The organism is Nocardia sp. NPDC051030, from assembly GCF_040683015.1.
In the GTDB taxonomy this organism is placed as follows: Bacteria; Actinomycetota; Actinomycetes; order Mycobacteriales; family Mycobacteriaceae; genus Nocardia.
The window spans coordinates 679,552-703,661 of sequence record NZ_JBFBCD010000001.1 but is presented as its reverse complement, the minus strand read 5'-3'; the positions used below and the strand labels follow the sequence as shown (position 1 = coordinate 703,661).

General features: G+C 66.5%; 23 protein-coding genes. 8 read left to right on the top strand and 15 right to left on the bottom strand.

Translation table 11 applies throughout. The features are described from left to right. Positions 1-33: 33 nt before the first annotated feature. The 3 genes from AB0N05_RS03240 (at position 34) to AB0N05_RS03230 (ending at position 3,561) form a co-directional block, all read left to right on the top strand. Positions 34-507, top strand: coding sequence for a MarR family transcriptional regulator (locus AB0N05_RS03240; protein WP_364686934.1), 474 nt, complete (start codon positions 34-36; stop codon positions 505-507). A 41-nt stretch (positions 508-548) separates the two neighbouring features. Then, positions 549-962, top strand: a complete 414-nt coding sequence (locus tag AB0N05_RS03235; RefSeq protein WP_364686932.1) for a RidA family protein — start codon at positions 549-551, stop codon at positions 960-962. A gap of 1,444 nt (positions 963-2,406) precedes the next feature. Continuing rightward, the gene (locus AB0N05_RS03230; RefSeq protein ID WP_364686930.1) at positions 2,407-3,561 is read left to right on the top strand and encodes an epoxide hydrolase family protein; all 1,155 of its coding nucleotides are present in this window, start codon (positions 2,407-2,409) and stop codon (positions 3,559-3,561) included. A 5-nt stretch (positions 3,562-3,566) separates the two neighbouring features. On the opposite strand, the gene atzF is transcribed toward AB0N05_RS03230, so the two are convergent. The 5 genes from atzF to AB0N05_RS03205 are packed head-to-tail and all read right to left on the bottom strand — an operon-like array spanning position 3,567 to position 10,282. Continuing rightward, entirely contained in the window at positions 3,567-5,195 is a 1,629-nt protein-coding gene (atzF, locus tag AB0N05_RS03225; protein ID WP_364686928.1) for an allophanate hydrolase, read from the bottom strand. Further along, on the bottom strand, positions 5,192-7,309 hold the full coding sequence (locus AB0N05_RS03220) for a 5-oxoprolinase/urea amidolyase family protein (RefSeq protein WP_364686926.1): 2,118 nt from the start codon (positions 7,307-7,309) through the stop codon (positions 5,192-5,194). Before AB0N05_RS03220 ends, atzF begins: the two co-directional genes overlap by 4 nt. Next, positions 7,306-7,923, bottom strand: coding sequence for an urea amidolyase associated protein UAAP2 (locus tag AB0N05_RS03215; protein ID WP_364686924.1), 618 nt, complete (start codon positions 7,921-7,923; stop codon positions 7,306-7,308). The genes AB0N05_RS03220 and AB0N05_RS03215 overlap by 4 nt, the downstream gene beginning before the upstream one ends. Continuing rightward, complete coding sequence (locus AB0N05_RS03210) at positions 7,920-8,669, bottom strand: DUF1989 domain-containing protein (RefSeq protein ID WP_364686922.1); 750 nt, start codon at positions 8,667-8,669, stop codon at positions 7,920-7,922. The genes AB0N05_RS03215 and AB0N05_RS03210 overlap by 4 nt, the downstream gene beginning before the upstream one ends. Before the next feature lie 53 nt (positions 8,670-8,722). Continuing rightward, the gene (locus AB0N05_RS03205) at positions 8,723-10,282 is read right to left on the bottom strand and encodes an amino acid permease (RefSeq protein WP_364686920.1); all 1,560 of its coding nucleotides are present in this window, start codon (positions 10,280-10,282) and stop codon (positions 8,723-8,725) included. Positions 10,283-10,521: 239 nt separating this feature from the next. On the opposite strand from AB0N05_RS03205, the gene AB0N05_RS03200 reads away from it, so the two are divergent. Further along, complete coding sequence (locus AB0N05_RS03200) at positions 10,522-11,187, top strand: TetR/AcrR family transcriptional regulator (protein WP_364686918.1); 666 nt, start codon at positions 10,522-10,524, stop codon at positions 11,185-11,187. 1 nt (position 11,188) lies between these two features. On the opposite strand, the gene AB0N05_RS03195 is transcribed toward AB0N05_RS03200, so the two are convergent. Continuing rightward, positions 11,189-12,799, bottom strand: a complete 1,611-nt coding sequence (locus AB0N05_RS03195; protein WP_364687459.1) for a TerD family protein — start codon at positions 12,797-12,799, stop codon at positions 11,189-11,191. A gap of 238 nt (positions 12,800-13,037) precedes the next feature. Between AB0N05_RS03195 and AB0N05_RS03190 the strand changes: the two genes are divergently transcribed. After that, positions 13,038-14,696, top strand: coding sequence for an MFS transporter (locus AB0N05_RS03190; protein ID WP_364686916.1), 1,659 nt, complete (start codon positions 13,038-13,040; stop codon positions 14,694-14,696). A 163-nt stretch (positions 14,697-14,859) separates the two neighbouring features. On the opposite strand, the gene AB0N05_RS03185 is transcribed toward AB0N05_RS03190, so the two are convergent. The 7 genes from AB0N05_RS03185 to AB0N05_RS03155 all read right to left on the bottom strand — a co-directional run bounded on the left by AB0N05_RS03185 (position 14,860) and on the right by AB0N05_RS03155 (position 19,616). Further along, entirely contained in the window at positions 14,860-15,264 is a 405-nt protein-coding gene (locus AB0N05_RS03185) for an NUDIX domain-containing protein (RefSeq protein WP_364686914.1), read from the bottom strand. Positions 15,265-15,272: 8 nt separating this feature from the next. Beyond that, positions 15,273-15,803, bottom strand: coding sequence for a hypothetical protein (locus tag AB0N05_RS03180; protein WP_364686912.1), 531 nt, complete (start codon positions 15,801-15,803; stop codon positions 15,273-15,275). A gap of 120 nt (positions 15,804-15,923) precedes the next feature. Next, positions 15,924-16,721, bottom strand: a complete 798-nt coding sequence (locus AB0N05_RS03175) for a family 1 encapsulin nanocompartment shell protein (protein ID WP_364686910.1) — start codon at positions 16,719-16,721, stop codon at positions 15,924-15,926. A gap of 3 nt (positions 16,722-16,724) precedes the next feature. After that, a complete protein-coding gene (locus AB0N05_RS03170; RefSeq protein ID WP_364686908.1) occupies positions 16,725-17,750 on the bottom strand; it encodes a Dyp-type peroxidase in 1,026 nt (341 codons plus the stop codon). A 58-nt stretch (positions 17,751-17,808) separates the two neighbouring features. Then, the gene (locus tag AB0N05_RS03165; protein WP_364686906.1) at positions 17,809-18,135 is read right to left on the bottom strand and encodes a cupin domain-containing protein; all 327 of its coding nucleotides are present in this window, start codon (positions 18,133-18,135) and stop codon (positions 17,809-17,811) included. 114 nt (positions 18,136-18,249) lie between these two features. Continuing rightward, entirely contained in the window at positions 18,250-18,735 is a 486-nt protein-coding gene (locus tag AB0N05_RS03160) for a dihydrofolate reductase (protein WP_364686904.1), read from the bottom strand. Positions 18,736-18,806: 71 nt separating this feature from the next. Then, positions 18,807-19,616 carry a thymidylate synthase gene (locus AB0N05_RS03155; RefSeq protein WP_364686902.1) on the bottom strand — a complete coding sequence of 270 codons (810 nt, stop codon included), beginning with the start codon at positions 19,614-19,616 and terminating at the stop codon, positions 18,807-18,809. Positions 19,617-19,636: 20 nt separating this feature from the next. Between AB0N05_RS03155 and cobF the strand changes: the two genes are divergently transcribed. Then, entirely contained in the window at positions 19,637-20,401 is a 765-nt protein-coding gene (gene cobF, locus AB0N05_RS03150) for a precorrin-6A synthase (deacetylating) (protein WP_364686900.1), read from the top strand. A gap of 65 nt (positions 20,402-20,466) precedes the next feature. After that, positions 20,467-22,128 (top strand): AMP-binding protein, encoded by a 1,662-nt coding sequence (locus AB0N05_RS03145; RefSeq protein WP_364686898.1) that lies wholly within the window; start codon positions 20,467-20,469, stop codon positions 22,126-22,128. On the opposite strand, the gene AB0N05_RS03140 is transcribed toward AB0N05_RS03145, so the two are convergent. Next, complete coding sequence (locus tag AB0N05_RS03140) at positions 22,121-22,606, bottom strand: carboxymuconolactone decarboxylase family protein (RefSeq protein ID WP_364686896.1); 486 nt, start codon at positions 22,604-22,606, stop codon at positions 22,121-22,123. The two genes, AB0N05_RS03145 and AB0N05_RS03140, sit on opposite strands and share 8 nt — an antisense overlap. Before the next feature lie 166 nt (positions 22,607-22,772). Between AB0N05_RS03140 and AB0N05_RS03135 the strand changes: the two genes are divergently transcribed. Continuing rightward, positions 22,773-23,666, top strand: a complete 894-nt coding sequence (locus AB0N05_RS03135; RefSeq protein ID WP_364686894.1) for an RNA polymerase sigma-70 factor — start codon at positions 22,773-22,775, stop codon at positions 23,664-23,666. Between the two features lie 21 nt (positions 23,667-23,687). Here the strand turns inward: AB0N05_RS03135 and AB0N05_RS03130 are convergent, their stop codons facing one another. Next, positions 23,688-24,074, bottom strand: a complete 387-nt coding sequence (locus AB0N05_RS03130) for a VOC family protein (RefSeq protein WP_364686892.1) — start codon at positions 24,072-24,074, stop codon at positions 23,688-23,690. Positions 24,075-24,110: the final 36 nt, after the last annotated feature.

The window sequence follows — 24,110 nt, the reverse complement described above, 5'->3', positions numbered from 1 at the left end:
CCCACTGCAAGCGTCTGGTTTACGCTGGTCACCGTGGATCCCAAGCATCTCTTCGACGACCCCCGCCTGACCGCCATCGGCCTCCTGTACGAGGCCCACGACGGCCTCGTCGCCCGCCTCGAGCCGACCTGGAAACGCAACGGCCTCTCCGGATTGGACCTCAACGCGCTGCTGAGGCTGAGCCGTTCCCCAGGCCGCAAACTCCGCATGACCGACCTGGCAGTCCAAACCAAACTCTCCACCAGCGGCGTCACCCGCCTGGTAGATCGCCTGGAGCGCAACGGCTTCGTCCGCCGAGAACCGGACCCCACCGACCGCCGCAGCTCGTACGCAGTACTCACCGCGGCTGGCGCCACCCGAGTAGCGCGTGTCCTCCCCGCCTACATCGAAGGCGTAGACCGTTGGTTCACCGGCCTTTTCACCCCCGACCAGCTCGACGACCTCATCGAGGGCCTCCGCACAGTCCGCGACGCCACCAACCCCGAAGCGACCCGGATCACCGACTGATTCGAGCTGATCGTGTCAGCAGTCGTCGATACGCTCCGATCATGGCGCACACCACCCACATAAACCCCGATTCCCTCCCCACCAACCCCGCTTTCACCTGGGCCGTCCGAGTCTCCGCCGCCGCCGACACCATCTACGTCGGCGGTCAAAACGGCATAGACAGCACCGGCCAACTCGTAGGCCCCGACCTGAAATCACAAGCGGTGCAAGCCCTCCGCAACCTGGAAACCTGCCTAACCGCGGCAGGCGCGAGCATCGAGCATGTCGTCAAATGGACGATCCTCGTCGAAGACGGCCAGCCCCTCCAGGACGGCGTAGCCGCCTTCCAAGAAGTCTGGGGATCCCGCCCCAACCCGCCCGCGATCACCGTCGCCCGAGTAGCCGGAGTCGGAATCCCCGGCGCAGTATGCGAAATCGAAGCCATAGCCGCCGTCCCCCCGCATTCGGCGCGGTAGGACTTGCACGGCTCGGCCTTCGGCCATCGCTTTCATTAACCGCACCGGTCAAAACCAGCGTCTCGGGTCGCTCGTGTCCCAAGCGCACGGCAGTACGGATATAGCGTGGTCGCCTCGCCTGCCGTACCCGACGTTGGCTCCCCAGCCCGGAGCCGCCCTCTCTCGTCCCAGCCTGGCTGGAAGGTTGTGGTCCCGTTCCGGGACCAAGAACCAAAGACAAAACACGAAAAGACAAGAGATTCAAGACAAAAGACAAGGACGCCTGGACAAGAAGGGACAAAACAAGAGATACAAGACAAGAACAAACCCCAACGAGCAGCCGTGAAGCCTCCGATGGCCCCGCCGCTGCGCGTCTTAGGGGTAGAACACGTTCAGGAGGGACATGAGGCTGGGGTAAACGGACAAAACCCCGGCTCATGTCCCCTCTCGATGAACGGGCCACCCGCCACGCCGTAACACACCGACACCCGCCCCGGCCCGCCCCGGTCCGTGCGGGTTCATGCCCGGTTTGCTGGATTCCCTTGCCGGGCAAGCCCTCGAGGGGTTTCCCCACCGACCGCCCCAGCGTGTCGCTACCGGGGAGGCACCTCCGATCGCGCATCCCGGGGATGGAACACGTTCAGTGGGACATGAGGCTGGTCGATCCGGACAAAACCCCGGCTCATGTCCCACTCGATGAACCGGCGACCCCGACACCGGCGTGGCGCGGCCCGACACGCCGGGCGGAGGGGTGAGGGAGCTGTGGTGGTGGGGACACGCCGGAAATCCCGCCACCACAGCTCCCTCACCGCCCGCCAGCCGCAACTCGACGCCCGCCACCCGCAGCTCGACGCACCCGCCGGCCCCGTTCGAGACCGAGTCGGTGGAAGCGCAGCGCAGCGACGCCCGGGATGCGAAGTACAGCGCAGCGACGCCTGGATGCGAAGCGCAGCGAGGCCTGGGATGCGAAGTACAGCGCAGCGACGCCTGGATGCGAAGCGCAGCGAGGCCTGGGATGCGAGGCGCAGCGCAGCGACGCCTGGATGCGAAGTGTAGGGAGGTCCGGGACGCGCAGCGCAGCAAGTCAGGGGGAGACCTCCACGGCGCGGGGCGTCTCGAGTTCTTTGAGGTTTGGCCCTTCTTGTCCGGGCGTCTTTGTCTTTTGGTCTTTCAGGTCTTGTTCTTTGGGGTTGGTCCCGGAACGGGACCACAACCTTCCAGCCAGGCTGGGACGAGAGGTGACGGCTCCGGGCTGGGGAGCCAACGTCGGGTACGTCCGGCGACGCAACCACGCTATATCCGTACTGCCGTGCGCTTCGGACACGAGCGGCCGAGACGCTGGTTTTGACCGGTGCGGTTAGTAATAGCGATGGCCGAAGGCCGAGCCGTCCGAGGGTAAGTCGCACTGGATGTTCCGGGCGAACTAGGACTCGGCCTGACCTAGATGAATCCTAGAGTGGTTCGTATGAGCACAGAGATCACTCCCTTCCGGATCGACATTTCGCAGGAGCAGCTCGATGATCTGCGGGCACGGCTGGACAATGCGCGGTTGCCTGCCCCGCTGCCCGGGGACGACTGGGATACCGGTGTGCCGGTGCATTGGCTGCGGGAGATGGTCGACTACTGGCGTGCCGGATACGACTGGCGGGCGGCCGAGGCAGAGTTGAATCGGGTGCCGCAGTTCATGACTGAGATCGATGGGCAGCGGATTCATTTTCTGCATGTGCGGTCGGATGAGCCCGGGGCCACGCCGTTGTTGCTTACGCATGGGTGGCCGGGGTCGATTGTGGAGTTCTTGGATGTGATCGGGCCTTTGACCGATCCTGTTGCGTACGGCGGGGATTCGCGGGATGCATTTCATGTGGTGATTCCGGCGCTGCCGGGATACGGATTCTCCGGGCCCGTCGCCGATTCCGGGTGGGGGACCAAGCGGGTTGCGCGGGCTTGGGTTGAGCTGATGGACCGGCTCGGGTATGAGCGGTATGGGGTGCAGGGTGGGGATATGGGGGCGGGGATCAGCCCTGATGTGGCGCGGCTGGTGCCGGATCGGGTGATCGGTGTGCATGTGAATGGTGGGACGGGAGCTGTTCCGCAGCTGCCGCTTTCGGAGGAGGCGATGGCCTCGCTGACCGATCTCGAGCGGGATCGGGTGCGAAGGATCGAAGCCTTCATGCGGGAGGAGTTCGGGTATATCTCGATCCAGTCCACGCGCCCGCAGACTCTCGCCTACGGACTCGTGGATTCACCGGTCGGGCAATTGGCTTGGATCATGGACAAGTTCCGGGAGTGGACGCACCCGCGAAATGTGTTGCCGGACAAGATCCTCGACCGGGAGCGACTGTTGACCAATGTGATGCTGTACTGGCTGACCGGCACGGCGGGATCGTCCGGGTATGCCGGATACGCGCAGGAGCAGGTGTGGGGTGAGATCCCCGTCAACTCCGGGGTGCCCACCGGCGTCATAGTTTTCGCGCACGATGTCGCGATTCGGCGCTATGTCGAGCAGTCGAACACTGTCACACACTGGGTGGATGTGGATCGCGGCGGCCACTTCGCGGCGCTCGAAGAACCCGAATTGCTGGTCGCTGATATTCGCGAGTTCTTCGGCAGCCTGCGCTGACCGCATCAGCCGATAGCGCCCGCTGCTAGTGCCGCGCGCCAGCCACCGTATTCGCTGATGTCCTTGCCGGTTTCGGCTGCCGCACCCGCGCAGCCGAAACCGGTTCGCCAGGTGCCATCTTCGAGTTCGACGGAACCGAGCTGCATCGGAGCCGGGAGCGCGGCGAGGAAGCGGCCGAGCGCGGCGGGGGAGAGCAGCCAGCGTTCGGCGGCTACGGATACACCTGACTCGCCTTCCGGCAGGCGGGTCACGGCCGGTTTGGGCGGGATGGTGTCCAGGGCGGCCAGGCGGTAGCGCGGCGACGTGCGGACCGGCCCCGCCCAGCGGGCACCGAGGTCGATCAACTGGTGTTCGAGAGGCTGCCCGCGCAGATGCGCGCCGAAGACCACCAGCTCGTGGAACGGTGCGATGGTCAACGGCCAAGCGGACTCCGGGGGTGTCGGAGCTTCCGGGTCCGCGTTGATCAGGGCGGCGACATCGAAAGCGACCGCGTCCTCGAAGGCTCGGGCAATGACGGTCACGCCGAACTGCGCGTCACCCGCCATACCCGCCGGGACCGCGACCGCACACAGGTCGAAAAGATTGCAGAAGTTGGTGTAGGTGCCCAGACGCGAGTTCTCGCCGATCGGGTCTGCCGTTACCTCGGCGATGGTCGGATGGCCCGGGACCGTAGGGGTCAACAGGACGTCCGCGCCCGCAAGGGACGCCATGGCCGTCTCACGGAGTTTCTCCAATGAGGCCAGGTCCGTGACCAATTGGTGAGCAGGAAGGTCACGCGCGGCCTGAATGATCGAACCGACCGTGGGATCGACGGATTCGATATGCGAATCGACGAATTCACCTACAGCCGAGTATCTCTCAGCAACCAGAGCCCCGCCGTACAGCAGCTTCGCGGCAGCCAGGAAGGGTTCCGGATCGACCTCGATGATCTGCGCACCACGCTCGCGGAGCGCGCCAACCGTCCATTCGAAAGCATTGCGCCACACCGGATCCAGATCCGGAAGTTCACTGAAGACGGCTACGACCGGCTTCGGCGGCGCGGCCAGCCGTACATCGGGGGGCCACGGCCGCCCGCCCGCACCCGCCGCCATCACGCCCATCGCCCGACCTGCCAGCTCGAGGTCGGCGGCGAAGATCGTCACGCAGTCGTAGGAGCGGCAGGCGGGCACCACACCGGCCGTCGACACCACGCCCACAGTGGGTTTGATGCCGACAATGCCGTGCAGCGCGGCCGGTACTCGGCCGGAACCCGCCGTATCGGTACCGATGGCAATATCGGCTTCACCCCGAGCGACGGCCACGGCGGAGCCGGAACTCGAACCGCCCGACACATATCCGGGCCGCAGCGCATTCTCGACCGCACCGTACGGCGACCGGGTACCGACCAGGCCCGTGGCGAATTGATCGAGGTTCGTCTTGCCGACGACGGTCGCACCCGCGGACCGCAGCGCAGCCACCACGGCGGCATCCTGTTCGGGGATATAGGCGTAGGCGGGGCAAGCCGCGGTGGTGGGCAAGCCCGCGACATCCACATTGTCCTTGACCGCCAGGCGCACGCCCGCCAATGGCCGGGTGGCAATAGCTGTTTCGGCAGCCACCTCGGAATCGGGGCGGCGGTGGATCCACACGGTCATGCTCGGTCCTCCTCGATGGATTGCGCCGCGAGCTCACCCGCATCGCGCCACGAATTGCGTTCCGCGGTAAAGGCTTCGGCCTGCCGGGCGCGGAATTCAGCAATGGACGAATCGTTGTCGGTCAGGAATCGGCGGTAATCCGCCAGCCGAAATTCCCCGTCCTCGGCTTGCAGCGAGCCGCGACCGGCCGCCGTATCGGCGCGCAAATCCAGCAGTTCCTCGCCACTCACCGGATACCAGCTGATCCGATCGAAATAGCGCAGCAGCCAAGGATCTTCGCCGATACCGCTCGACCGGTGATTCCACACCTGAGTGGTGCGACCCACGAACTGATACCCGCCGGGACCCTCCATGCCGTAGATGCACAGGTACGCGCCGCCGATGCCGACAGCGTTCTCCGGAGTCCAGGTGCGGGCCGGATTGTATTTGGTGGTGACCAGGCGATGCCGAGGGTCGGTGGGAGTGGCGACGGGCGCGCCCAGATAGACATCGCCGAGTCCGAGCACCAGGTACTCGGCGGCAAAGACCGTATCGAAAACCTCGTCCACCGAGCCCATTCCGTTCATGCGCCGGATGAATTCGATATTCCACGGACACCACGGCGCATCGGCGCGCACACCGTGCATGTAGCGGGTGATGGCCTCGCGGGTCGATGGGTCGTCCCAGGACAGCGGAAGCCGCACGCTGCGGCTCGGCACCACCAGCTCATCGGCCGACGGCAGCTCGGCCTCCACCTCGCCCAGCAGGTCGAGCAGCGCGCGCGTCGACAGCCGGTCCGGATCATTGCGCACCTGAAGCGACCGCACGCCCGGCGTGAGCTCGGTGATCCCCGGCACCGAACGCTCCAGCAGCGCCTGATGCAGGGCATGCACGCGAGCGCGCAGCTCCAGATCCAATGTCATATCGCCGTATTCGACGAGCATGCCGTCATTGCCCGCGCGCCGGTAGGTGACGAACGTGTCGTCGCCGTCGCGGCGGGCCAGCACCCCGTCATCGCCATCGCCGCCATCGGACAGCACGATCGGCCACGCCGCACGCCGTCCGACACCCACTTCGCGCAATGACGCCGCCCGATCCGCGCGCACCGGCACAAAACGAACCGCATCGCCGGGTGTGAGTTGCCCTAGCTTCCAGCGATCCGCCGCCACGACGGTCACCGGGCACACGAATCCGCCGAGGCTCGGCCCATCCGGCCCGAGCAGGATCGGCGTATCTCCGGTGAAGTCCAGTGCGCCAACGGAATACGCGGTGTCATGAATGTTCGACGGATGCAGCCCCGCCTCGCCCCCATCGGTCCGAGCCCATTGCGGTTTCGGCCCCACCAACCGCACGCCGGTCCGATCGGAGTTGAAGTGCACCTCGTAATCGGTCCCGATAATGGTGTCGAAATCACTGCGCGTGAAGAACTCCGGCGCACCGTGCGGCCCCTCGGTGACAGCCAGCTCCCACCGCCGTGTCAGCACCGGCTGGTCATCGCCCGGCACGCCCGCCGTCACCCGCCCCGGTGCACCCAGCACGAAGGCATCATCGACCGCGAGCGCCCGCCCCGTCCCGCCCCCGAACTTCCCGAGCGTGAAAGTCGAACGGCTGCCAAGGTATTCGGGCACCTCGATCCCGCCCGCGACCAGGACGTAGCACCGCATCCCCGGCCCACGCACCATGCCGACATCCAGCACCCCGCCCGCCGGAACCAGCACACTCCGCCACTCCCGCACCGGCCGCCCATTCACGGTGACGGGCACCGGAGCACCGGTGACACAAACCCACGTCTCGTCCTCGAACTCGAGCGCAGGCCCGCCGAGCGTGCACTCGAGCCCGGCCGCACCCTCCGGATTCCCCAGCGCCCGATTCCCCAGCCGAAACGACAGATCATCCATCGGCCCCGACGGCGGCACACCCACATGCCAATACCCCACTCGCGCAGGCCAATCCTGCACGGTCGTCTGCATCCCCGGCCGCAGCACCCGCACCGACGCCACCGCCCCGGGCTCCTCGCCGATCGAGGCGGCACAGGTTTGTGTGGACCTGACGCCCACGTCCGGCGTGCCGACTTGCCGGATGGTCGTCCGATCCGGGGTGCCCGCGCGGGCGGGCTCGGGTAGGACCGTGGTCATCGGGTCACCACCATGCGGACCGGGGTGGGGTTGAAGCCATTGCAGGGGTTGTTGATCTGCGGGCAGTTGGAGACCAGGACGAGGGTGTCGATCTCGGCGACCAGGGTGATCTTCTTGCCGGGAGCGGAGAGGCCGTCGACTATGCCGAGGGTGCCGTCGGGTTCGACCGGGACGTTCATGAACCAGTTGATATTGGAGACCAGATCGCGTTTGCCCAGGCCCCATTTCAGGCCCTCGGCGAGGAAGTTCTCCACGCAGGCGTGCTGGTGGCGGGTGTGGTGGCCGTAGCGGAGGGTATTGGATTCCTGGGAGCAGGCACCGGCGACGGTGTCGTGATTGCCGACCTCATCCGCGAGGACGGTCATGAGGGGTGTGCCCGCATCGGTGCGCAGGACGCTGCCGGTGGTGAGGAAGATATTGCGCTGGGCGGTGATGGTGGCCTGGGCGCTGTAGCGGTCGCTGTGGTCGGCGGCCGAGTAGAGCAGGCAGTCGACGGCCTGATTGCCGTGCAGGTCGATGATTTCCAGGCGTTCACCGGCTCGCACCACGGCGGACCAGGGGGCCTGCGCGGGAACCGTCTCGTCCAGGACGACGGTGCGGGCTGTGGTGATCATGCGAATGCCTCCAGAGTGCGGGCGTTCCAATCGCTTTCGGTGTTCTCCACCGCGCGCAGGTATTCCGGATCGGTGTTGTGCCGCCGGATGAGTTCCTCGGGAGCCGACCAGGCCACCAGGTCGAGATCCGTGGTGGGCGCGAGGTCGAGCGGATGCTCGGCATTGGCGAGCAGGAGCGTCACCGGCAGATGGATGAGCAGGTCAACGGCGGTGCCCGGTCCGGCGCTGCCCGTGGGGGTGAGCGCACCATCGTGTTCGACCCGCACACCCCGGAAGAAGGAAATGCTCGGGCCGAGATCGCGCGGCTCGAGGCCGTGCTTCACGCCCGCCAGATGCAGCCGGTCGCGAGCGGCGGGCGATGGGCCGCACAAGGTGTCGTGGTGTCCGGAGGAATCGGCGATGACAGTGGCCAGCACTCGGCCCTGATCCGACAGCAGCGGGTGTCCCGCACCGATATACGCCTGCCACGGAACCTTCACCGTATCGGCCACATTCAGCCGCTCCCACGGGGATTCGGCCCGCAGTAGGAACAGGTGCGCGCAGGCCGCGCCCGCCGGATCCGACAGCCGGACCCGAGTCCCGCGACCGAGCACGACATTGGCGTACCCACCCGAGGGAATCCGTTGAGTGAAGGTGATTTTCGCGGAATCCACATCCGCCGGAAGCGTGGGCCCGCTGGTGGCCGCCGCCGCGGCTTGCGAACGGGCGTGTGCCCGTGCGCTCGTGGTGTCTGCGGTATTCGTCATCGGTACTCCTTTGCGTGGTTCCTGTCGTGCCCGGTCACGGATGCTGCGGCGGCTCAGGCGGGTTGGACGACGGGCTCGGTGGCTATGACGCGGCTCGGCGTGACAATGCGATGCACCACCACGCCGACCACCACGGTCAGCAGCACGAACAGCGGAGCGCCCCAGAGCATCCACCAGCCGCCACCGGCGGGCGTGTAGACCTCGGCGCGCGGCCAGGCCAGGTTGATCGCCATGGCGATGCCCCACCCCACGGCCAGGGCATTGATCGGAATTCCGAAGCGGCCCAGGCCGAAGAGCGGTGCGCCCGATTCGGTGATCGCGTCATCGGCAGGCCACCCCTTGATCCTCCGCACCAGCAGCGGCACGGTGACCAGCAGGTATGCCAGATACAGCGTGACAATGCAGACGCTCGCGAGGGTCGCGAAAATGGCGGCATTGCCCAGATTCAGCACCAGCAGTCCGATACCGAACACCCCGATCACCACGGACGGCCACACCGGCGTACCGAAGCGCGGATGCACGGCGGCCAGTCGCGCCGCGAACGGCAGCCGCCCATCCCGGGCCATCGAGAACATGAGCCGAGAGCCCGCCGTCTGAATAGCCAAGGTGCACACCGTGATCGCGCACGCCACGCAGGCCAGAACCACCTTGCCGGGCGTGGTGTCGAGCTTCGCCTCGATCACATACGCCAGCCCACCGGTCCCGAGCGAACCGTCCGACAGACTCGGCGCCGCCATCAGCGCACCGATCAGGATCAGCCCGCCACCCAACGCCGACACCGACAGCGCCGTCAGAATCGTGCGCGGTGCGACGTGCCGCGGATTGTGTGTCTCCTCGGAAAGCTCACCGGCGGAATCGAATCCGACCATCACATAGGCGGCCATCAGCCCGGAGACCAGGAATGCAGCCCAATACGGTCCCGGCGCAGCCTGATCGGTCTCCATGACCACACCCGGCCCACGGTCGGTATGCGTGAAGAACACCGCGATCACCGCGATCACACCGATGATCTCGATGGTGACGCCCAGCGAGTTGATCCGCGACATCCATTGAATGCCTGCCACATTGATGATCGTGGTGACCACCAGCAGCACGCTGCCCAGGATCACCGCGTTCACCGCACCGTCGTGCGAGGTCAGTGAACTGTCGATGCCGACGAACTGGAAGCCGTCCCAGATCGAGGGCAGCACCACCTGCAAGGCGATGGCTGCCGCCGCGGCGGTGACAATCTGGGCAATGATCATCATCCAGCCCGCGAACCAGCCGACCAGCTCCCCGGCCAGATGTCGCGACCACTGGTAGATACAGCCCGAAATCGGGTAGCGCGCAGCCAATTCCGCGAAATTCAGCGCCACCAGGAACTGTCCGGCGAACACGATCGGCCAGGTCCAGAAGAAGGCGGCGCCGCCGAAGGAATAACCGAGGCCGAAGAATTGGAAAATCGTGGTGAGGATGGAGACGAAGGAGAATCCGGCCGCGAAGGAGGCATAACGGCCGAGCTTGCGACGCAGGACGGGTTGATAACCGAAACGGGCCAGATCGGCACTGTCGGCGCTGGTATCGGAGTTGCTCGGCGGGTGGTCCGGGACTATCGGGTCGGTAGAGGCAACCATGGCGGCGAGTCTTTCGGCGAGCGGGTGAATATCTATCGAGTGATAGCTTTCCGGCCGCGATCGCTCGCCCGATGACATGAATGTATCGGTCCGATTGCCTGCCGTAACATCTATGTTCCCTACGTAGCTATCGAGTGACAGAATACGCACTTCATGGCCGTGACCTGCCGAAAGTTCGCATGATCGGTCGACCGCCGCGCCCCGGTGGCAGGAAAATTCCGGTAGTACACAATGGGCAAGTGACCCAAGTCGGACCTGGACGTCCACGCCTCGAACCCCGCCGCCGGGCCGGGCAAACGCCGCGCGCCGAGATCCTCGACGCCGCCGCGGAGCTGTTCACCGCCAATGGGTACGGCAGCACCTCGACCCGCGGCATCGCCGACGCGGTCGGCATCCGCCAGGCCTCGCTGTATCACCACTTCGCCGCCAAGGACGACATCCTCGACGCGCTGCTCGCCGAAACCATCACCGCACCACTGGAATTGGCCGAACGGCTGGCCACGTCCACGGAACCGGCCGCCGTGCGTCTCTACGCGCTGGCCTGGTTCGACGTGAGCCAATTGTGTGCTGCCCGATGGAATCTGGGCGCGCTGTATCTACTGCCGGAGCTGCGCAGCGAACGCTTCGCCGCCTTCCGGGAACGCCGCGACGAGCTACGCCGCCACTACGAAACCCTCTCGGCGGCCGTCATAGCCGATGCCGGGGACGGTGCGGTACCGGGCGCGGAACTACTGCCATTCCGCCTTGTCGAATCCGTCATCAGCGTCCGCTCGGATGAGGGAGCCGCACCGGAGTACGCGGAAAAGCTGATCCCCGACGCCATCCTGCGACTGCTCGGCTGGCAAGGGGAGTTGGCGCGGACCCGCACCGCCGCAATCGAACTGGCGGGCCCGCACGCTCTCTGACTCAGGACTTGCCCTTCGAGGTGCCCCACTTGAGCTGCCAGTTATAGGACTGATCCACCGCCATCTTGCCCCAGAAGCGGTGCCCGTCCGGCGGGCGCACGAAGACCCCCTCGCGGCGAACCACCAACTCGCCATTGATGTTCTCGATCAGGGCCAGCACCATTTCGCGGGAGTCGTCGACGCAGCCGCTGACTTCCATCTCGATGGGCGGCGAGTTTCGCGGGTAAAGCGTTGCGGTGGCGTGTACGCCGCGGAAGTCCTCCGCGCCCTCGTACAGCGAGGCGAATACCAGGATGCGGCGGAACTGCGCGACATTGTCGAGATTGATGGACAGGTTCTCACCGGAGACGCTCGCACCACTGCGGTCGTCCTGATCGAGCTCGATGAACGGGGCCTTGTGCAGATTGCCCATGGTGTCGAGCGGGCTGATGCAGCCCTTCGAACCGTCGGTCAATTCCCAGAAGCAGCAGAGGTCGAGGTCGAGGCCGCCGTTGCCGCCGCGCTTACGGCCGAACAGGCCGCCCGACGCGCCGGGGACCGACCAGTTCAGATTGACCCGCATGATGCCGCCGGTCGCGCCCTGCTTGGTCAGGGAGACCGCGGGGGCCTCCTTGGTGAGGGAGATCTTGCCCAGGTTCACGCGCGGCTCGGCTCCGGGCGCGGGCGGCTGCTGGAATTGCTGCGGCGGAACCTGATTCGGAGTCTGCTGGAACGGGGGAGGGGTCGGCGCGTACTGACCGGGAGGCGGCGGGAAGCCGCCCGGTGCGGGCGCATGCTGCTGACCGGCGGGCGGTGGGTACTGACCCGGCTGCGGCTGCCCATACTGCGGCTGGCCGTACGGCTGCGGCGGTTGCTGACCATACGGCTGCGGCGGCTGCTGGTTGTAGCCCTGCGGCGGTGCGTAATTCGGCTGCGGCGCGCCCTGCGGCTGCTGCGGCGGCGGCGGGAAGTTCGGGGGCGGAGTCTGCGGTGCCCCGTAGTTCGGCGGCGGAGTCTGTGGCGCTCCATAATTCGGCTGCGGAGGCACCGGCGGTGGCGGCGGCGGCGCATTGAAGGCGGGCTGCGGCGCGGACTGCGGTGCGGACTGGGCCGCGGGCGCATCGTCGACGCTGATCCCGAAATCCGTTGCCAGCCCGGCCAGTCCGGCCGCATAGCCCTGGCCGACCGCGCGGAACTTCCAGGCCCCCTGGCGGCGGTACAGCTCGCCGAGCACGTAGGCGGTCTCCGAGGAGGCGTCGGCCGGATCGAAGCGCGCGATCTCCGCGCCGCTGCTCGCATCCACCAAACGCACATGCAGGCCCCGGAATTGGGCGAAGGTGCCACCGTCCGAGGAGGCCGCGATGACCACGGTCTCGATCTGCGGTTCCACCTGCGCGAGATTCACCGACAGCACATCGGTGACCTGCTGGCCCTGCTGCTTACCCTCGTGGCGGACCGCGCCCGAGGCGTGCACCTTCTGGTTGTAGAAGACGAAATCGCTGTCCGACCGCACCTTGCCCGAGGCCAGCAGCAGGGCCGACGCATCGGCATCCGGAACGCCGGGACCTGATTGCCACCCCAGTTCGATACGTACCGCAGACGCCGCCACCGGAACGTTGGAACCCTTCATCATCGACACCCGTCAAACGGTATCCGATTCGGACATCCCATGTCCCGAGTCGGGGTCTTCGGGCAGCGCCAGGGTCCGAGTGGGACGGTCCCGCGACGGCAAGTCCCCAAGACAAAAGCTAATGACCAGCAATGATCGACGTGGCTAGACTCGATCGGGTTCCGCGTGGCTCGAGCATGTGTCAGCAAATGTGAAGCACCATGGTTCGCACTGGCTGTCCTCGACTGGTTTGGAGCGATTGATGGCGGAAGTGGAGCTGGAAGGCCCGATCCAGGGGCGCACGCGCTGGATCGCCCTCGGTGTGCTGGCACTCGGCCTGTCCATGGTGGTGCTGGACGGCACCATCGTCGCCGTCTCGCTGCCCGTGATCATTGCCGACCTGCAGCTCAACTTCACTCAGGCGCAATGGATCACCAGCATCTACTCGGTCGTGCTGGCCGCCCTGCTCATCACCGCGGGCAGGCTCGGCGACCGGCTGGGCCGCCGCTTGCTCTTCGCCCTCGGCGTCCTCATCTTCCTGGCGGGCAGTCTGCTCGCCGCCGCCGCGACCGGCGCCTGGCCGCTGATCCTGGGCCGCATCGTGCAGGGCATCGGCGGCGCGGCCGTGCTGCCGGGCACGTTGTCCACGGTCAATGCCCTGTTCCGGGGCCGGGACCGGGTGATCGCCTTCGCGGTCTGGGGATCGGTCATCTCGGGTGTCGCCGCCATCGGGCCGCTGGTGGGCGGCTGGCTGACCACCAATTACACCTGGCCGTGGATCTTCCTGGTCAATATCCCGCTCGGCGTGGTGGTGCTCATCGGGCTGCTGCTGTTCGTCCCCGAGACCAAGATGGGCAGCCACGCCCCCGGCCTCGACGTGGACGGGTTCCTTCTCAGCGCGGCCGGATTCGCGCTGCTCGTCTTCGCACTCATCGAAGGCCAAACCTACGGCTGGTGGAAACCGCTGCGGGACTTCCCGATCGCCGGATTCACCTGGTCGCGCGACGCACCCATCTCGCCCATCCCGATCCTTCTCCTACTCGGTGCGCTCGTGCTGTACGCCTTCCTGCGCTGGGAGACCCACCGCAATCTCATTCAGCGTTCGGCGTTGATGAACCCGAAGCTGTTCGCCATCCCCGGCTTCCGATGGGGCAATATCACCGCCTTCTCGGTGGCCCTGGGCGAATTCGGGCTGCTGTTCGTGCTGCCGCTGTTCATGGTGAACGTGCTCGGCCTGTCGACCCTGCGCGCGGGCGTGGTGCTGGCCGCCATGGCCGTGGGCGCGTTCCTGGCCGCGGGCATTGCCGAAGGGCTGGTGCGCACATGGGGCGCGGTGCGGGTGGTGCAGCTCGGCCTGGCCTTCGAAGCCGTCGGCGTGGGCATCGCGGCGCTGGTGGTGACCCCGCACATCTCCGAATGGTGGCTGGCGGTCGTGCTGGTCTGCTACGGCATCGGATTGGGCATGGCCTCGGCGCAGCTGACCGGGACCGTGCTGGCCGATGTGCCGCCCGAGCAGTCGGGCCAGGCCTCCGCCACCCAGAGCACGGTCCGGCAGGTCGGTTCCGCCTTCGGCACCGCCCTGGTCGGTGCGCTGCTGTCGGTATCCCTCGGCCACGACCTGCCTCGGCGACTCGACGCGGTCCACAATCTGGGCGATCAGAACGCCGACACCCTCGCCACCGCCACCCGGGAATCCGCGGGTGGCACCATCCCCGTGGTCCGGGGCCACGACGGTGCCGCAGCCGTATTGGACGCCCTGTGCCGCGGCTTCACCGATGCCACCCGCACCACGTTGCTGGCCGCCGCGCTCTTCCTCCTGCTCGGTCTGGCCGCCGCCACTCGCATTCCGGTGAGCGCCGGTGTCCCCGCCGACGCCGGCCCGGCCGCTCCCCCGGACGAGTCGGAGGCTCAGAGCAGCTGACCGTCGCTGCACAGGCCCGATGACCGGGTAGAGGTCTGCGGTTGCGTGACACCGGGATCGAAGGTCCAGGCATTGACGGATCCCGCCGACTTCCAGAACACGCCGCCGGATCCGGTCGCACTGCTGCCATTCAGGGATAGGCGGGGTGGTTACAACGTCAGGATCAGTCGATCAAGCCGAGGCTTCGCACGTGCTGGAAGACCATCAGGGAACCGGGCGCGACGTGTGGCATGGCCGCGTATTCGGCGAGGGTGAACCAGCGGAGTTCGGCGATCTCGCTGGAGGCCTGGGGCTCGTCGGTGAGTTCACCGAGGAAGCAGGTCATGTGCAGGCGGGTGCCGGGGGCGTGGCCGTAGGCCTCGGCCTCGAAGACGCCGAGCTCGGTGACATCGGTGGTGCCGACGCCGAGCTCCTCGCGAATCTCCCTGTGCAGCGCGGATTCCGGGGTCTCGCCCGGATCGATCTTGCCGCCCGCCATATAGAACACGTCTTTACCGGTCGATCGGGTCTGGAGTAGACGCCGATCCCGGATATGTGCCAATGCCGCGGTCCGAATCACGCGAACCACCCTAGCTACTATCGCGTGGGCGGCGCGATCCGCCAGTGCTCCTGCAGGCCCGCCGCGATCTCCGGCAGGATCGTCACGGGAATGCGCTTGTCCCGCAGGATATTCCGGATCTCATTGACCTGCTCCCGTTTACGATGGTCGTAGGCATTGGTGATCGGCCGCACCACCGGCGGAATCGACAGCAACACCAGCTCCCCGTGCTGCTCCTCCCCGCCATTGAGATCCAGGGCCAGCGACCACCGCGCCTTGTCGTCGAGCGCGAACCGCCCCGCCACCACCCGATCCCACGCCACGGTCGAGGCCGCCCACGGCGTCCGCCGCACGATCGACTCCTCCGACAGGATCAGTCCATCGCGCCCGAACAGCAGGAACAACAACGCCACCCCGGCCGCGATCCCCAGCAGCAGCCCGGTGAATACGCGATTGAGCCCGAATGCCCCCACGATGGCACCGCACACCAGCGCGACCGCCAGGAATCCGCTCAGCCCATACAAGGCCGCACGCCGACCCGGCACCACGCCCGCCCGCACCACCGTCATACCGCCTCCTGCCACCGACTGCCGAAAACCGTACCCGCCGGTGCGCTACGCCTCCACCACTTCCGCACAGCAGTCGGGCCCCGTGCGATTCGCACGGGGCCCGGAAGCTGCGAAGAGGGCCTACGCCTCCAGCGCGACGGCCGCCTCGGCCGTGTACACCAGGAAGGTCAGGCTCTCCTGGAAGTACAGCTGCACCGATTCGGCGTCATGCGACAGGTAGCCGATGGACAGGTCCTGCCCGATCCGCAAATCGAAGTCGCCGCCGCGGGTGGACAGCACGAACGCGCCGTCGATGGCCGGAGCCCAGATGATCTCGCCGTCGATGAGCCGCTCGATATGGGTGCGGATCGGGTGGCCGTGATCGGAGGTCTCGCTGACCGCCGTGTACAGATCCGCAGACAGCAGCACCGAGTACGGGCCGTCCACACCGGCCAGGCGCAGCTTGCTCAGCGCCTGCGCGACGGCCTCCGGGGCCAGGCGCGGGTCGCCGGGCAGCTTGACCGGCTCGCAGACGGTGGTGGAGCGAATGCCCAGAATCCCGGCGGCCGGATAGCCCTCGAAGATGGCGCGGTCCTCGGCGAAGGCGATCTTCTTGGCCGCCTCCTTCACCGGATCCAGATCGGTGTCGCGCGCGCCGCGCTCGACATTGTCGAGTTCGGACCGGGACAGGCTGAACGGCACCCGCAGTTCGACCAGCGGCACCACGACACGCTGGCGGGCCTCCACGCCGTCGCCGGGCGAGGTGATGGAGACATTACGGCCCAGGCCGACCGCGTTGTAGTCGGCGCCGTGCGGTCCGGACAGGTCGACCACGCGGCGACCCGCGATGTGCCGCTTGAAGGTTCGGGTCGCCTCTTCCTCGATCGCCGACCAGGCGGACGAGGTGATCGGCGCTAGTTCGCGGTGGAGGTTGTTCATGCCTTAGCTCCTTTTCAGCGTGCCGATACTCAGGGAACCACTCGTGGAATGAGCGCCGTCGGACACAACGCCATTGCTGCTCGGAGATTCCCGTGCTTCCACAGCGGCCGGGGCGGGTGCGTCCGGCAGCGCGTCGAAGAACCCCGCGGGCGGGGTGAAGAACAAAGTGCCCGTGACGGCGGTGGAGAAATCCAGGATGCGGTCGTAGGCGGCCTCGTCGGTGCCGAGGAACATGCGCTCCAGCATCTTCTCGCTGGTCGCGGGGCTCGCCGAGTAGGCGACGTAGTAGGTGCCGAACTCGCCGTCCCGCACGCTGCCGAACGGCATATTGGCGCGCACGATGGTGCCGAGCTCGTCCTGATCATTCACGGCTACATGGGAATTCGCGGGCTTCTCGGCATCGGAGAGCTCGAAGTCCTCGAGCTTGGTGCGGCCGATCACCCGCTCCTGCTCCTCGACCGAGAGTGCCCGCCAGTCGCCCAGGGTGTGCAGGTACTTCTGCACGATCACGTAACTGCCGTCGGTGAATTCGGGATCCTCCTCGCCGATCAGCGCGGCGCTGAGGGCCTGTGTGCCCTCGGGATTCTCGGTGCCGTCCACGAATCCGAGCAGATCGCGCTGTTCGAAGTAGCGGAAGCCGACGGTCTGATCCACGATGGTCGCCGCCCCGGCGAGCCGGTCGCCGATGGTCATGGCCAATTCGAAGCACGCGTCCTGGGTTTCGCCCTTGATGTGGAAGAGCAGGTCGCCCGGAGTTGCCGGGGCCTGGTGTTTTTCGCCCTGGTAGCCCGGAAATTCGTGCAGCTCAGCGGGTTTCGGCCCGGCGAACAGGCGATCGAATGCGGCGCTTCCGATGCTGGTCACGCAGGTGAGTCCGGCGCCCGGCACCCGGAATCCGATGGATCTACGCAGGCCGGGCAGGTCTGCGAGCAGGTCGCGCACCACCGGCTCGCCGCCCTCGTCGATGGTGACGACGAGGAAAATAGCGGCCGGTGTGAGCGGGTCGAGTATCGGCTGCGGCTCACCCATGCGCTCCAGCCTAGAGGCTGCCGGGGACGGACCGGTCGACCGGTTGTCCGGTTTGCCGCTACTTCGCCACAGTCAGCAGGAAGGCGACATCGTCGATCGCCTTCACGCTGTGCCGGGCATCCGGGATGACCAGCAGATCGCCGGCCGAACCCTTCCACTCATTGGTGCCACTGATCAAAGCCAGCACGCCGCTGAGCACGACCAGCGTCGCCTCGCCCGGATTCTCGTGCTCGGCCAGCGACTGACCGGCCGTCAGCGCGATCACGGTCTGGCGCAGGCTGTGCGCGTGGCCCCCGTAGATGGTCTGCGAGCTGCGTCCGCTCGAGGCGGCGGCGGCCAGCTTGAGCTGCTGGCGCGCCACCGCGGTCAGCGATTTCTTGTCCATGGACTGCCTTTCGCCGGGGTATCCGTGAGTATGCCGGACGCCTTCCGGCCGATCGGGCGTTTCGATGGTTCGTGTACAGGAATTGCCTGACGCGGGATGTCCGCGTTATGAGCTCTACCGCGTATAACGGACGTGCCTGAACTTGAGGCCCTTCGAAGACTCCTGCCAGGGGGCCTGATCGGCGTGCCACTCCGGGCCGATGGGCGGGGCGTAGCAGTCGCCGACAATGTCCGCCGCGACCTCGGTCACCATCAGCTCGGTGGCGAAAGGCAGTGCGGCGCGATAGATTTCGCCGCCACCCGCGATCCACACCATGCCCTCACCGCTCAACGCCAGGGCCTCCTCCAGCGAGCCCGCCCGCTCGGCCCCCTCGGCCGACCAGTCGGCTTGCCGGGTCACGACGATATTGCGACGCCCGGCGAGGGGCCGGAACTTCGGCGGCAGCGAATCCCAGGTGCGCCGCCCCATCACCACGGGATGCCCCCAGGTGACGTCCTTGAAATGCGCCATATCCTCCGGCACCCGCCAGGGAATGGTGTTGTCCAGCCCGATGATTCCGTCCGGTGTTTGCGCCCAGATCAGGCCGATCGAGCGACTCACGCTGTGCCCGCCGGGTGTGAGCGGGGGCCCTGCGTGGTTACGCTCCGCTGCCGCCTCCGGGCCCTGACCGCTCACACCGCCACCGGGGCCTTGATCGCCGGATGATGCTGGTAACCCTCGATTTCCACATCCTCGAAGGCGTAGTCGAACAGCGTCGGCGCGGGCCGAAGATTCAGCTTCGGGAACGGGTACGGCTCCCGGCTCAGCTGCTCGCGCACCTGCTCCAGGTGATTGTCGTAGATGTGCACATCGCCGCCGGTCCAAATGAATTCACCGGGTTCCAGTTCGGTCTGCTGCGCCACCATATGGGTCAGCAGCGCATAACTCGCGATATTGAACGGCACGCCCAGGAACAGGTCCGCGCTGCGCTGATACAGCTGGCAGGACAGCTTGCCGTCGGCCACATAGAACTGGAAGAAGGCGTGGCAGGGCGCGAGCGCCATCTTGTCCAGCTCCGACACATTCCACGCCGAGACGATGATGCGGCGCGAATCCGGATCGGTGCGCAGCGTCTGCAGCACCTGCGAGATCTGATCGATGTGCATGCCGTCCGGCGTCGGCCAGGACCGCCACTGCACGCCGTAGACCGGGCCCAGATCGCCATTCGCGTCGGCCCATTCGTCCCAGATGCTGACCCCGTGCTCCTGCAACCAGTGCACGTTCGAATCGCCGCGCAGGAACCACAGCAACTCGTAGACGATCGACTTCAGATGCACCTTCTTGGTGGTGATCAGCGGGAAGCCCTGCGAAAGGTCATAGCGCAGTTGATGTCCGAAGAGACTGCGGGTCCCCGTGCCGGTCCGGTCCCCCTTGGGGGTGCCGGAATCCAGAACCAGCCGCAGCAGGTCCTCGTACTGGGTGTTTCGGGGGGCCGTGTCCACGCCTGGCAAGCTTACGCACCGTGCGGAAGCTCTTCGTGATCGGAATAGGTGCTGGTGACCCGGACCAGGTGACAGTGCAGGCCATCAAGGCGATGCGCCAGGTGAATGTGTTCTTCTTCATCGGTAAAGGGGCCGAGAAACAAGAACTCGTGGATGTGCGGGCGCGGATCATCGCCGAGCATGTGCACCACCCCTACCAGCTGGTGGAGATCGCCGACCCGCCCCGCGACCGGACCGTGCCGGGCACCGGCGCGGACACCGCGTACCGGGGTGTCGTGCAGGACTGGCATGAGCAGCGCGCCGAGATCCTGGAACGGGCCTTCGCGGAAACCGACGGCGTCGGCGCGATTCTGGTGTGGGGTGATCCGTCGCTGTACGACAGCACGCTGCGGATCGTGGAACGGGTGCTGGAACGCGAACGGATGTTCTTCGACTACGAGGTGATTCCGGGGATCACCAGCGTGCAGGCCCTGGCGGCCTCGCATCGGATGGTGCTGCATGAGATCGGCGAGCCGGTGCACGTCACGACGGGACGGCGGCTCCGCGAGGAAGGCCTGGCGTCCGGCCAGGCCACGGTCGTCATGCTCGACGGCGACTGCTCATTCACCCAAGTGCCGGGCGACGACATCTACATCTGGTGGGGTGCGTACCTGGGCATGCCCGACGAAACCATCGTCGAGGGCCCGCTACGCGTGGTCGAGCAGCGGATCGCCCGCCGCCGCGCCTCCCTGCGAGAGTCCAAGGGCTGGATCATGGACGTCTACCTCCTGCGCCGGGGCCACTGACCACCTCTTGACTTGCTACTGGCGGACCGTCAATAGTCGGTCAACGGTGTAAGTGGAGGTATCGCATGACCGACCCAACTCTCGGGAACTCGCAGGGGCTTCGCCCCCGAACCCCCAACGACGCCCCAATCCGGCGCGCCGAGCAGCTGGCCGCCGAGTACGGCGCGCCCGATGCGAACGCGGCCGGGCTGCTGTGCGATCGGCATCCGGCCGATGCGGTTGCCTTCACGTTCGTGCAGCCGGATCTATCCGGTATCGACGTCACCTTCGGGGAAATCAGGGAGCGCTCCGAGCGGGTCGCGGCGGCGTTGGTGGAAATCGGTGTGCGGGAAGGCGATCGGGTCGCCACGCTGATGGGGAAGTCTCAGGAGCTGGTGGTGGCGCTGCTGGCCATCTGGCGAATCGGGGCGGTGCATGTGCCGCTGTTCACCGCGTTCGCGCCGGGGGCGATCGCCATGCGGGTCAATGGGAACGGGACCAAGCTCGTCATCACCGATGCCGCGCAGCGGGCGAAACTCGCGCCGAGTGACGAGCTTCCGGCGGCACGGGAATGGCGGGTCGTCACCACGGGCGAGGCGACCGGCGACGATATCGCGTTCGCTGATCTGCTCGAAAACACCGGTGCCGCACCGGAGTCGGTGGCCGTCGGCGGGGACGGTGTGCTGGTCGAGCTGTTCACCTCCGGCACCACCGGGACGCCCAAGGCCGTGCCCATGCGGTTGAGCGGCATGGCGGGCGTGGTCATGTACTTCGAGTACGGGATCGACTGCGCCACGGGCGATGTCTTCTGGAATATCGCCGATCCGGGCTGGGCGTATGGCCTGTACATCGCCATCCTCGCGCCCATGGCGTCCGGGCATCGCAGCATTCTGCTGTGTGCGCCCTTCGATCCGGCGCTCACCTGGCAGGTGCTTCGCGAGTACGGCGTCACCAATTTCGCGGCCGCGCCGACGGTCTACCGCGCACTGCGGCACAGCCCGATGCCGGACGGGCTGGTACTGCGGCATCTGTCCTCGGCCGGTGAACCGCTCACACCCGATGTCATCACCTGGTCGAAACAGGCACTGGGCGTGGAGATTCGCGATCACTACGGCCAGACCGAAACCGGGATGACCGTCGTCAATGCCTGGCATCCGGATCTCATAGCCGATATCAAATCCGGCTCGATGGGACAGCCCATGCCCGGCTACACCGTCGAGGTCCTGCGCCTGGATTCCGATGAACCGGCCGCGGTCGGCGAGTCCGGCCGTGTCGCCATTGCCACGGACAGCACGCTGCTCACCTTCCGCGGCTACCGAAATGCGCCCGAGCGCAGTGCGGCCCGCTTCACCGCCGACGGTCGCTGGTATGTCACCGGCGATGTGGCCGCCCGCGATGCCGATGGCTATCTGACGTTCGCCTCCCGTGATGACGATGTGATTCTCATGGCCGGGTACCGGATCGGTCCGTTCGAGGTGGAAAGCGTTCTCACCAGCCATGATTCGGTATCGGAGGTGGCGGTGATCGGGGTGCCGGACGAGTTGCGCGGTGAGGTGCTGATCGCCGTCGCGGTGGCGAGTCCCGGCATCGAGCCCGATGCGGCGCTGGTCGGTGAGCTCCAGCAATTGGTGAAGCGGAAGCTGGCGGCGCATGTGTATCCGCGTCGTATCCACTTCGTTCCGGAGCTCCCGAAAACGCCCAGCGGCAAGGTGCAGCGCTTCCTGCTGCGTCAGCAATTCATCAGCTGAGCACGGCGTCGAACATGCCGGGCTGGTAGGACCCGGCCGGCATCTTCACGATCACGTTCATCCGATTGGCCGCATTGATCAGGGCAACCACCGCGATCAATGCGGCGATCTGATCGTCGTCGTAGTGCTTGCGCACCTGCTCCCAGGTCTCGTCGCTGACGCCGTGGTGATGATCGGCTAGGCGGGTGCCCTCCTCGGCGAACGCGAGCGCCGCCCGCTCGGCCTCGGTGAAGACGGTCGCCTCCCGCCAGGCGGCGACGAGGTTGAGCCGCACCGAGGTTTCCCCGACCGCCTCGAGATCCTTGGTGTGCATATCGGTGCAGAATCCGCAGCCATTGATCTGGCTGGCCCGCAACTGCACCAATTCCTGCGTCGTCTTCGACAGCGTCGACTGGTTCAGCGCCATGGCGATGCCCGCGAACCGCTTGGCGAACTTGCCGCCGAAGTCATTGGCCATCATGTCGAAACGAGGTCCCATTGTTCTTTCCTCTCTCGTGGTGTTTCTCGAACGACCATGAGATGCCGCTGATCTCGCCCCTGTGACAGCCCGGAAATGTGAGGTGGACCACCGACGTCGGGTGTCACAAAGCGGCGGCGGGCGGCGTCTCGTGCCAAAGTCGAGTGTGAACAGACAGGAGCCCTGGATGAGCGAGCAGCTGGACCCGGCCACCGAGGTCTTCGTGACCCACCGCAATCTGCTGTTCACCGTCGCCTACGAGATGCTCGGCTCGGCCGCCGATGCGGAGGACGTGCTCCAGGAAACCTGGATGAAGTGGATGACCGTCGACCTCGACACGGTGCGGGAGCAGCGTGCCTACCTGGTCCGGATCACCACCCGCCAGGCGCTGAGCCGGTTGCGCACGCTCGGTCGCCGCAAGGAGTCCTATGTGGGCGAATGGCTGCCCGAGCCGCTGCTCACCGCGCCCGATGTGGCCGAGGATATTGAACTGGCGGACAGCGTTTCGATGGCCATGATGCTGGTGCTGGAAACCCTCACCCCCACCGAGCGTGCGGTCTTCGTGCTGCGCGAGGTATTCGACCTGGGCTACAACGAGATTGCCGAGGCCGTCGACAAGACCCCCGCCGCGGTCCGCCAGATCGCCCACCGGGCAAAGGAACACGTCGCCGCCCGCCGCCCGCGCGGCGTGGCCACCCCCACCGACACCCGTGAGGCGCTGGAGGCATTTCAGCGCGCGATCAATACGGGCGATATCCAGGGCCTGCTCGATATCCTCGCCCCGGATGTCGTCCTCGTGGGCGATGGCGGCGGAGTCGTGCAGGCGGTGTTGAATCCAGTCGTGGGAGCCGACAAGGTGGCTCGACTATTGGCGGTCGGCGGGTCCAGGTTCACCACGCGGGGCATGTCGCTCGAGACGGTCCAGATGAATGGCAGCCCGGCGCTGCTCGCCCGGCTCGACGGCGTGATCGACGGTGTCGTAGCGGTGCGGATCGATGATGGCCTGGTCACCGGCCTCTACATCGTGCGCAATCCCGAGAAGCTATCGCATGTGGAACGGGAGACCGCCCTGCATCGCTGAGCGGTCACCCTCGTCCACGTCCTACTTGCGGGTCTGGCGCAAGGAGATTCGGTTGCCGTCCGGATCCGAGGCCTCGATCCGGATACCGAACGGATAGTCCTCCGGCTCGGGCTGATCGAAGGTCACCCCGCGCTCGCGAAACACCTCGAAGTCCTTTCGCAGATCATCGGACTCGAGAATGAGCGGACCGGGCGCGGCCTCCGGCTGGGCCGGGTGCCCCACGGCGGCCGCATGCCGCCACAGGATGATCTCGACGGGACTGCCCGGGGTCTTCACGGTGAGGAAGCGTCCCTCCGGACCCGTCGGATAATCGACGTGCTTCTCCAGGCCGAGCGTCTCGGTGTAGAACTTCAGCGCCCGGTCCTGGTCGGCGACATAGATGGTCACGTACATGATGTTTGTCAGCATGCCCGTATGAGCCACGCGGGCTCGTGGATGTGACAG

Coding starts and splice junctions, on each gene's coding strand:
- AB0N05_RS03235 (WP_364686932.1), top strand. CDS start 549: ATGGCGCACACCACCCACATAAACCCCGATTCCCTCCCCACCAACCCC.
- AB0N05_RS03230 (WP_364686930.1), top strand. CDS start 2,407: ATGAGCACAGAGATCACTCCCTTCCGGATCGACATTTCGCAGGAGCAG.
- atzF (WP_364686928.1), bottom strand. CDS start 5,195: ATGACCGTGTGGATCCACCGCCGCCCCGATTCCGAGGTGGCTGCCGAA.
- AB0N05_RS03220 (WP_364686926.1), bottom strand. CDS start 7,309: ATGACCACGGTCCTACCCGAGCCCGCCCGCGCGGGCACCCCGGATCGG.
- AB0N05_RS03215 (WP_364686924.1), bottom strand. CDS start 7,923: ATGATCACCACAGCCCGCACCGTCGTCCTGGACGAGACGGTTCCCGCG.
- AB0N05_RS03210 (WP_364686922.1), bottom strand. CDS start 8,669: ATGACGAATACCGCAGACACCACGAGCGCACGGGCACACGCCCGTTCG.
- AB0N05_RS03205 (WP_364686920.1), bottom strand. CDS start 10,282: ATGGTTGCCTCTACCGACCCGATAGTCCCGGACCACCCGCCGAGCAAC.
- AB0N05_RS03195 (WP_364687459.1), bottom strand. CDS start 12,799: ATGATGAAGGGTTCCAACGTTCCGGTGGCGGCGTCTGCGGTACGTATC.
- AB0N05_RS03190 (WP_364686916.1), top strand. CDS start 13,038: ATGGCGGAAGTGGAGCTGGAAGGCCCGATCCAGGGGCGCACGCGCTGG.
- AB0N05_RS03180 (WP_364686912.1), bottom strand. CDS start 15,803: ATGACGGTGGTGCGGGCGGGCGTGGTGCCGGGTCGGCGTGCGGCCTTG.
- AB0N05_RS03175 (WP_364686910.1), bottom strand. CDS start 16,721: ATGAACAACCTCCACCGCGAACTAGCGCCGATCACCTCGTCCGCCTGG.
- AB0N05_RS03170 (WP_364686908.1), bottom strand. CDS start 17,750: ATGGGTGAGCCGCAGCCGATACTCGACCCGCTCACACCGGCCGCTATT.
- AB0N05_RS03165 (WP_364686906.1), bottom strand. CDS start 18,135: ATGGACAAGAAATCGCTGACCGCGGTGGCGCGCCAGCAGCTCAAGCTG.
- AB0N05_RS03145 (WP_364686898.1), top strand. CDS start 20,467: ATGACCGACCCAACTCTCGGGAACTCGCAGGGGCTTCGCCCCCGAACC.
- AB0N05_RS03140 (WP_364686896.1), bottom strand. CDS start 22,606: ATGGGACCTCGTTTCGACATGATGGCCAATGACTTCGGCGGCAAGTTC.
- AB0N05_RS03135 (WP_364686894.1), top strand. CDS start 22,773: ATGAGCGAGCAGCTGGACCCGGCCACCGAGGTCTTCGTGACCCACCGC.
- AB0N05_RS03130 (WP_364686892.1), bottom strand. CDS start 24,074: ATGCTGACAAACATCATGTACGTGACCATCTATGTCGCCGACCAGGAC.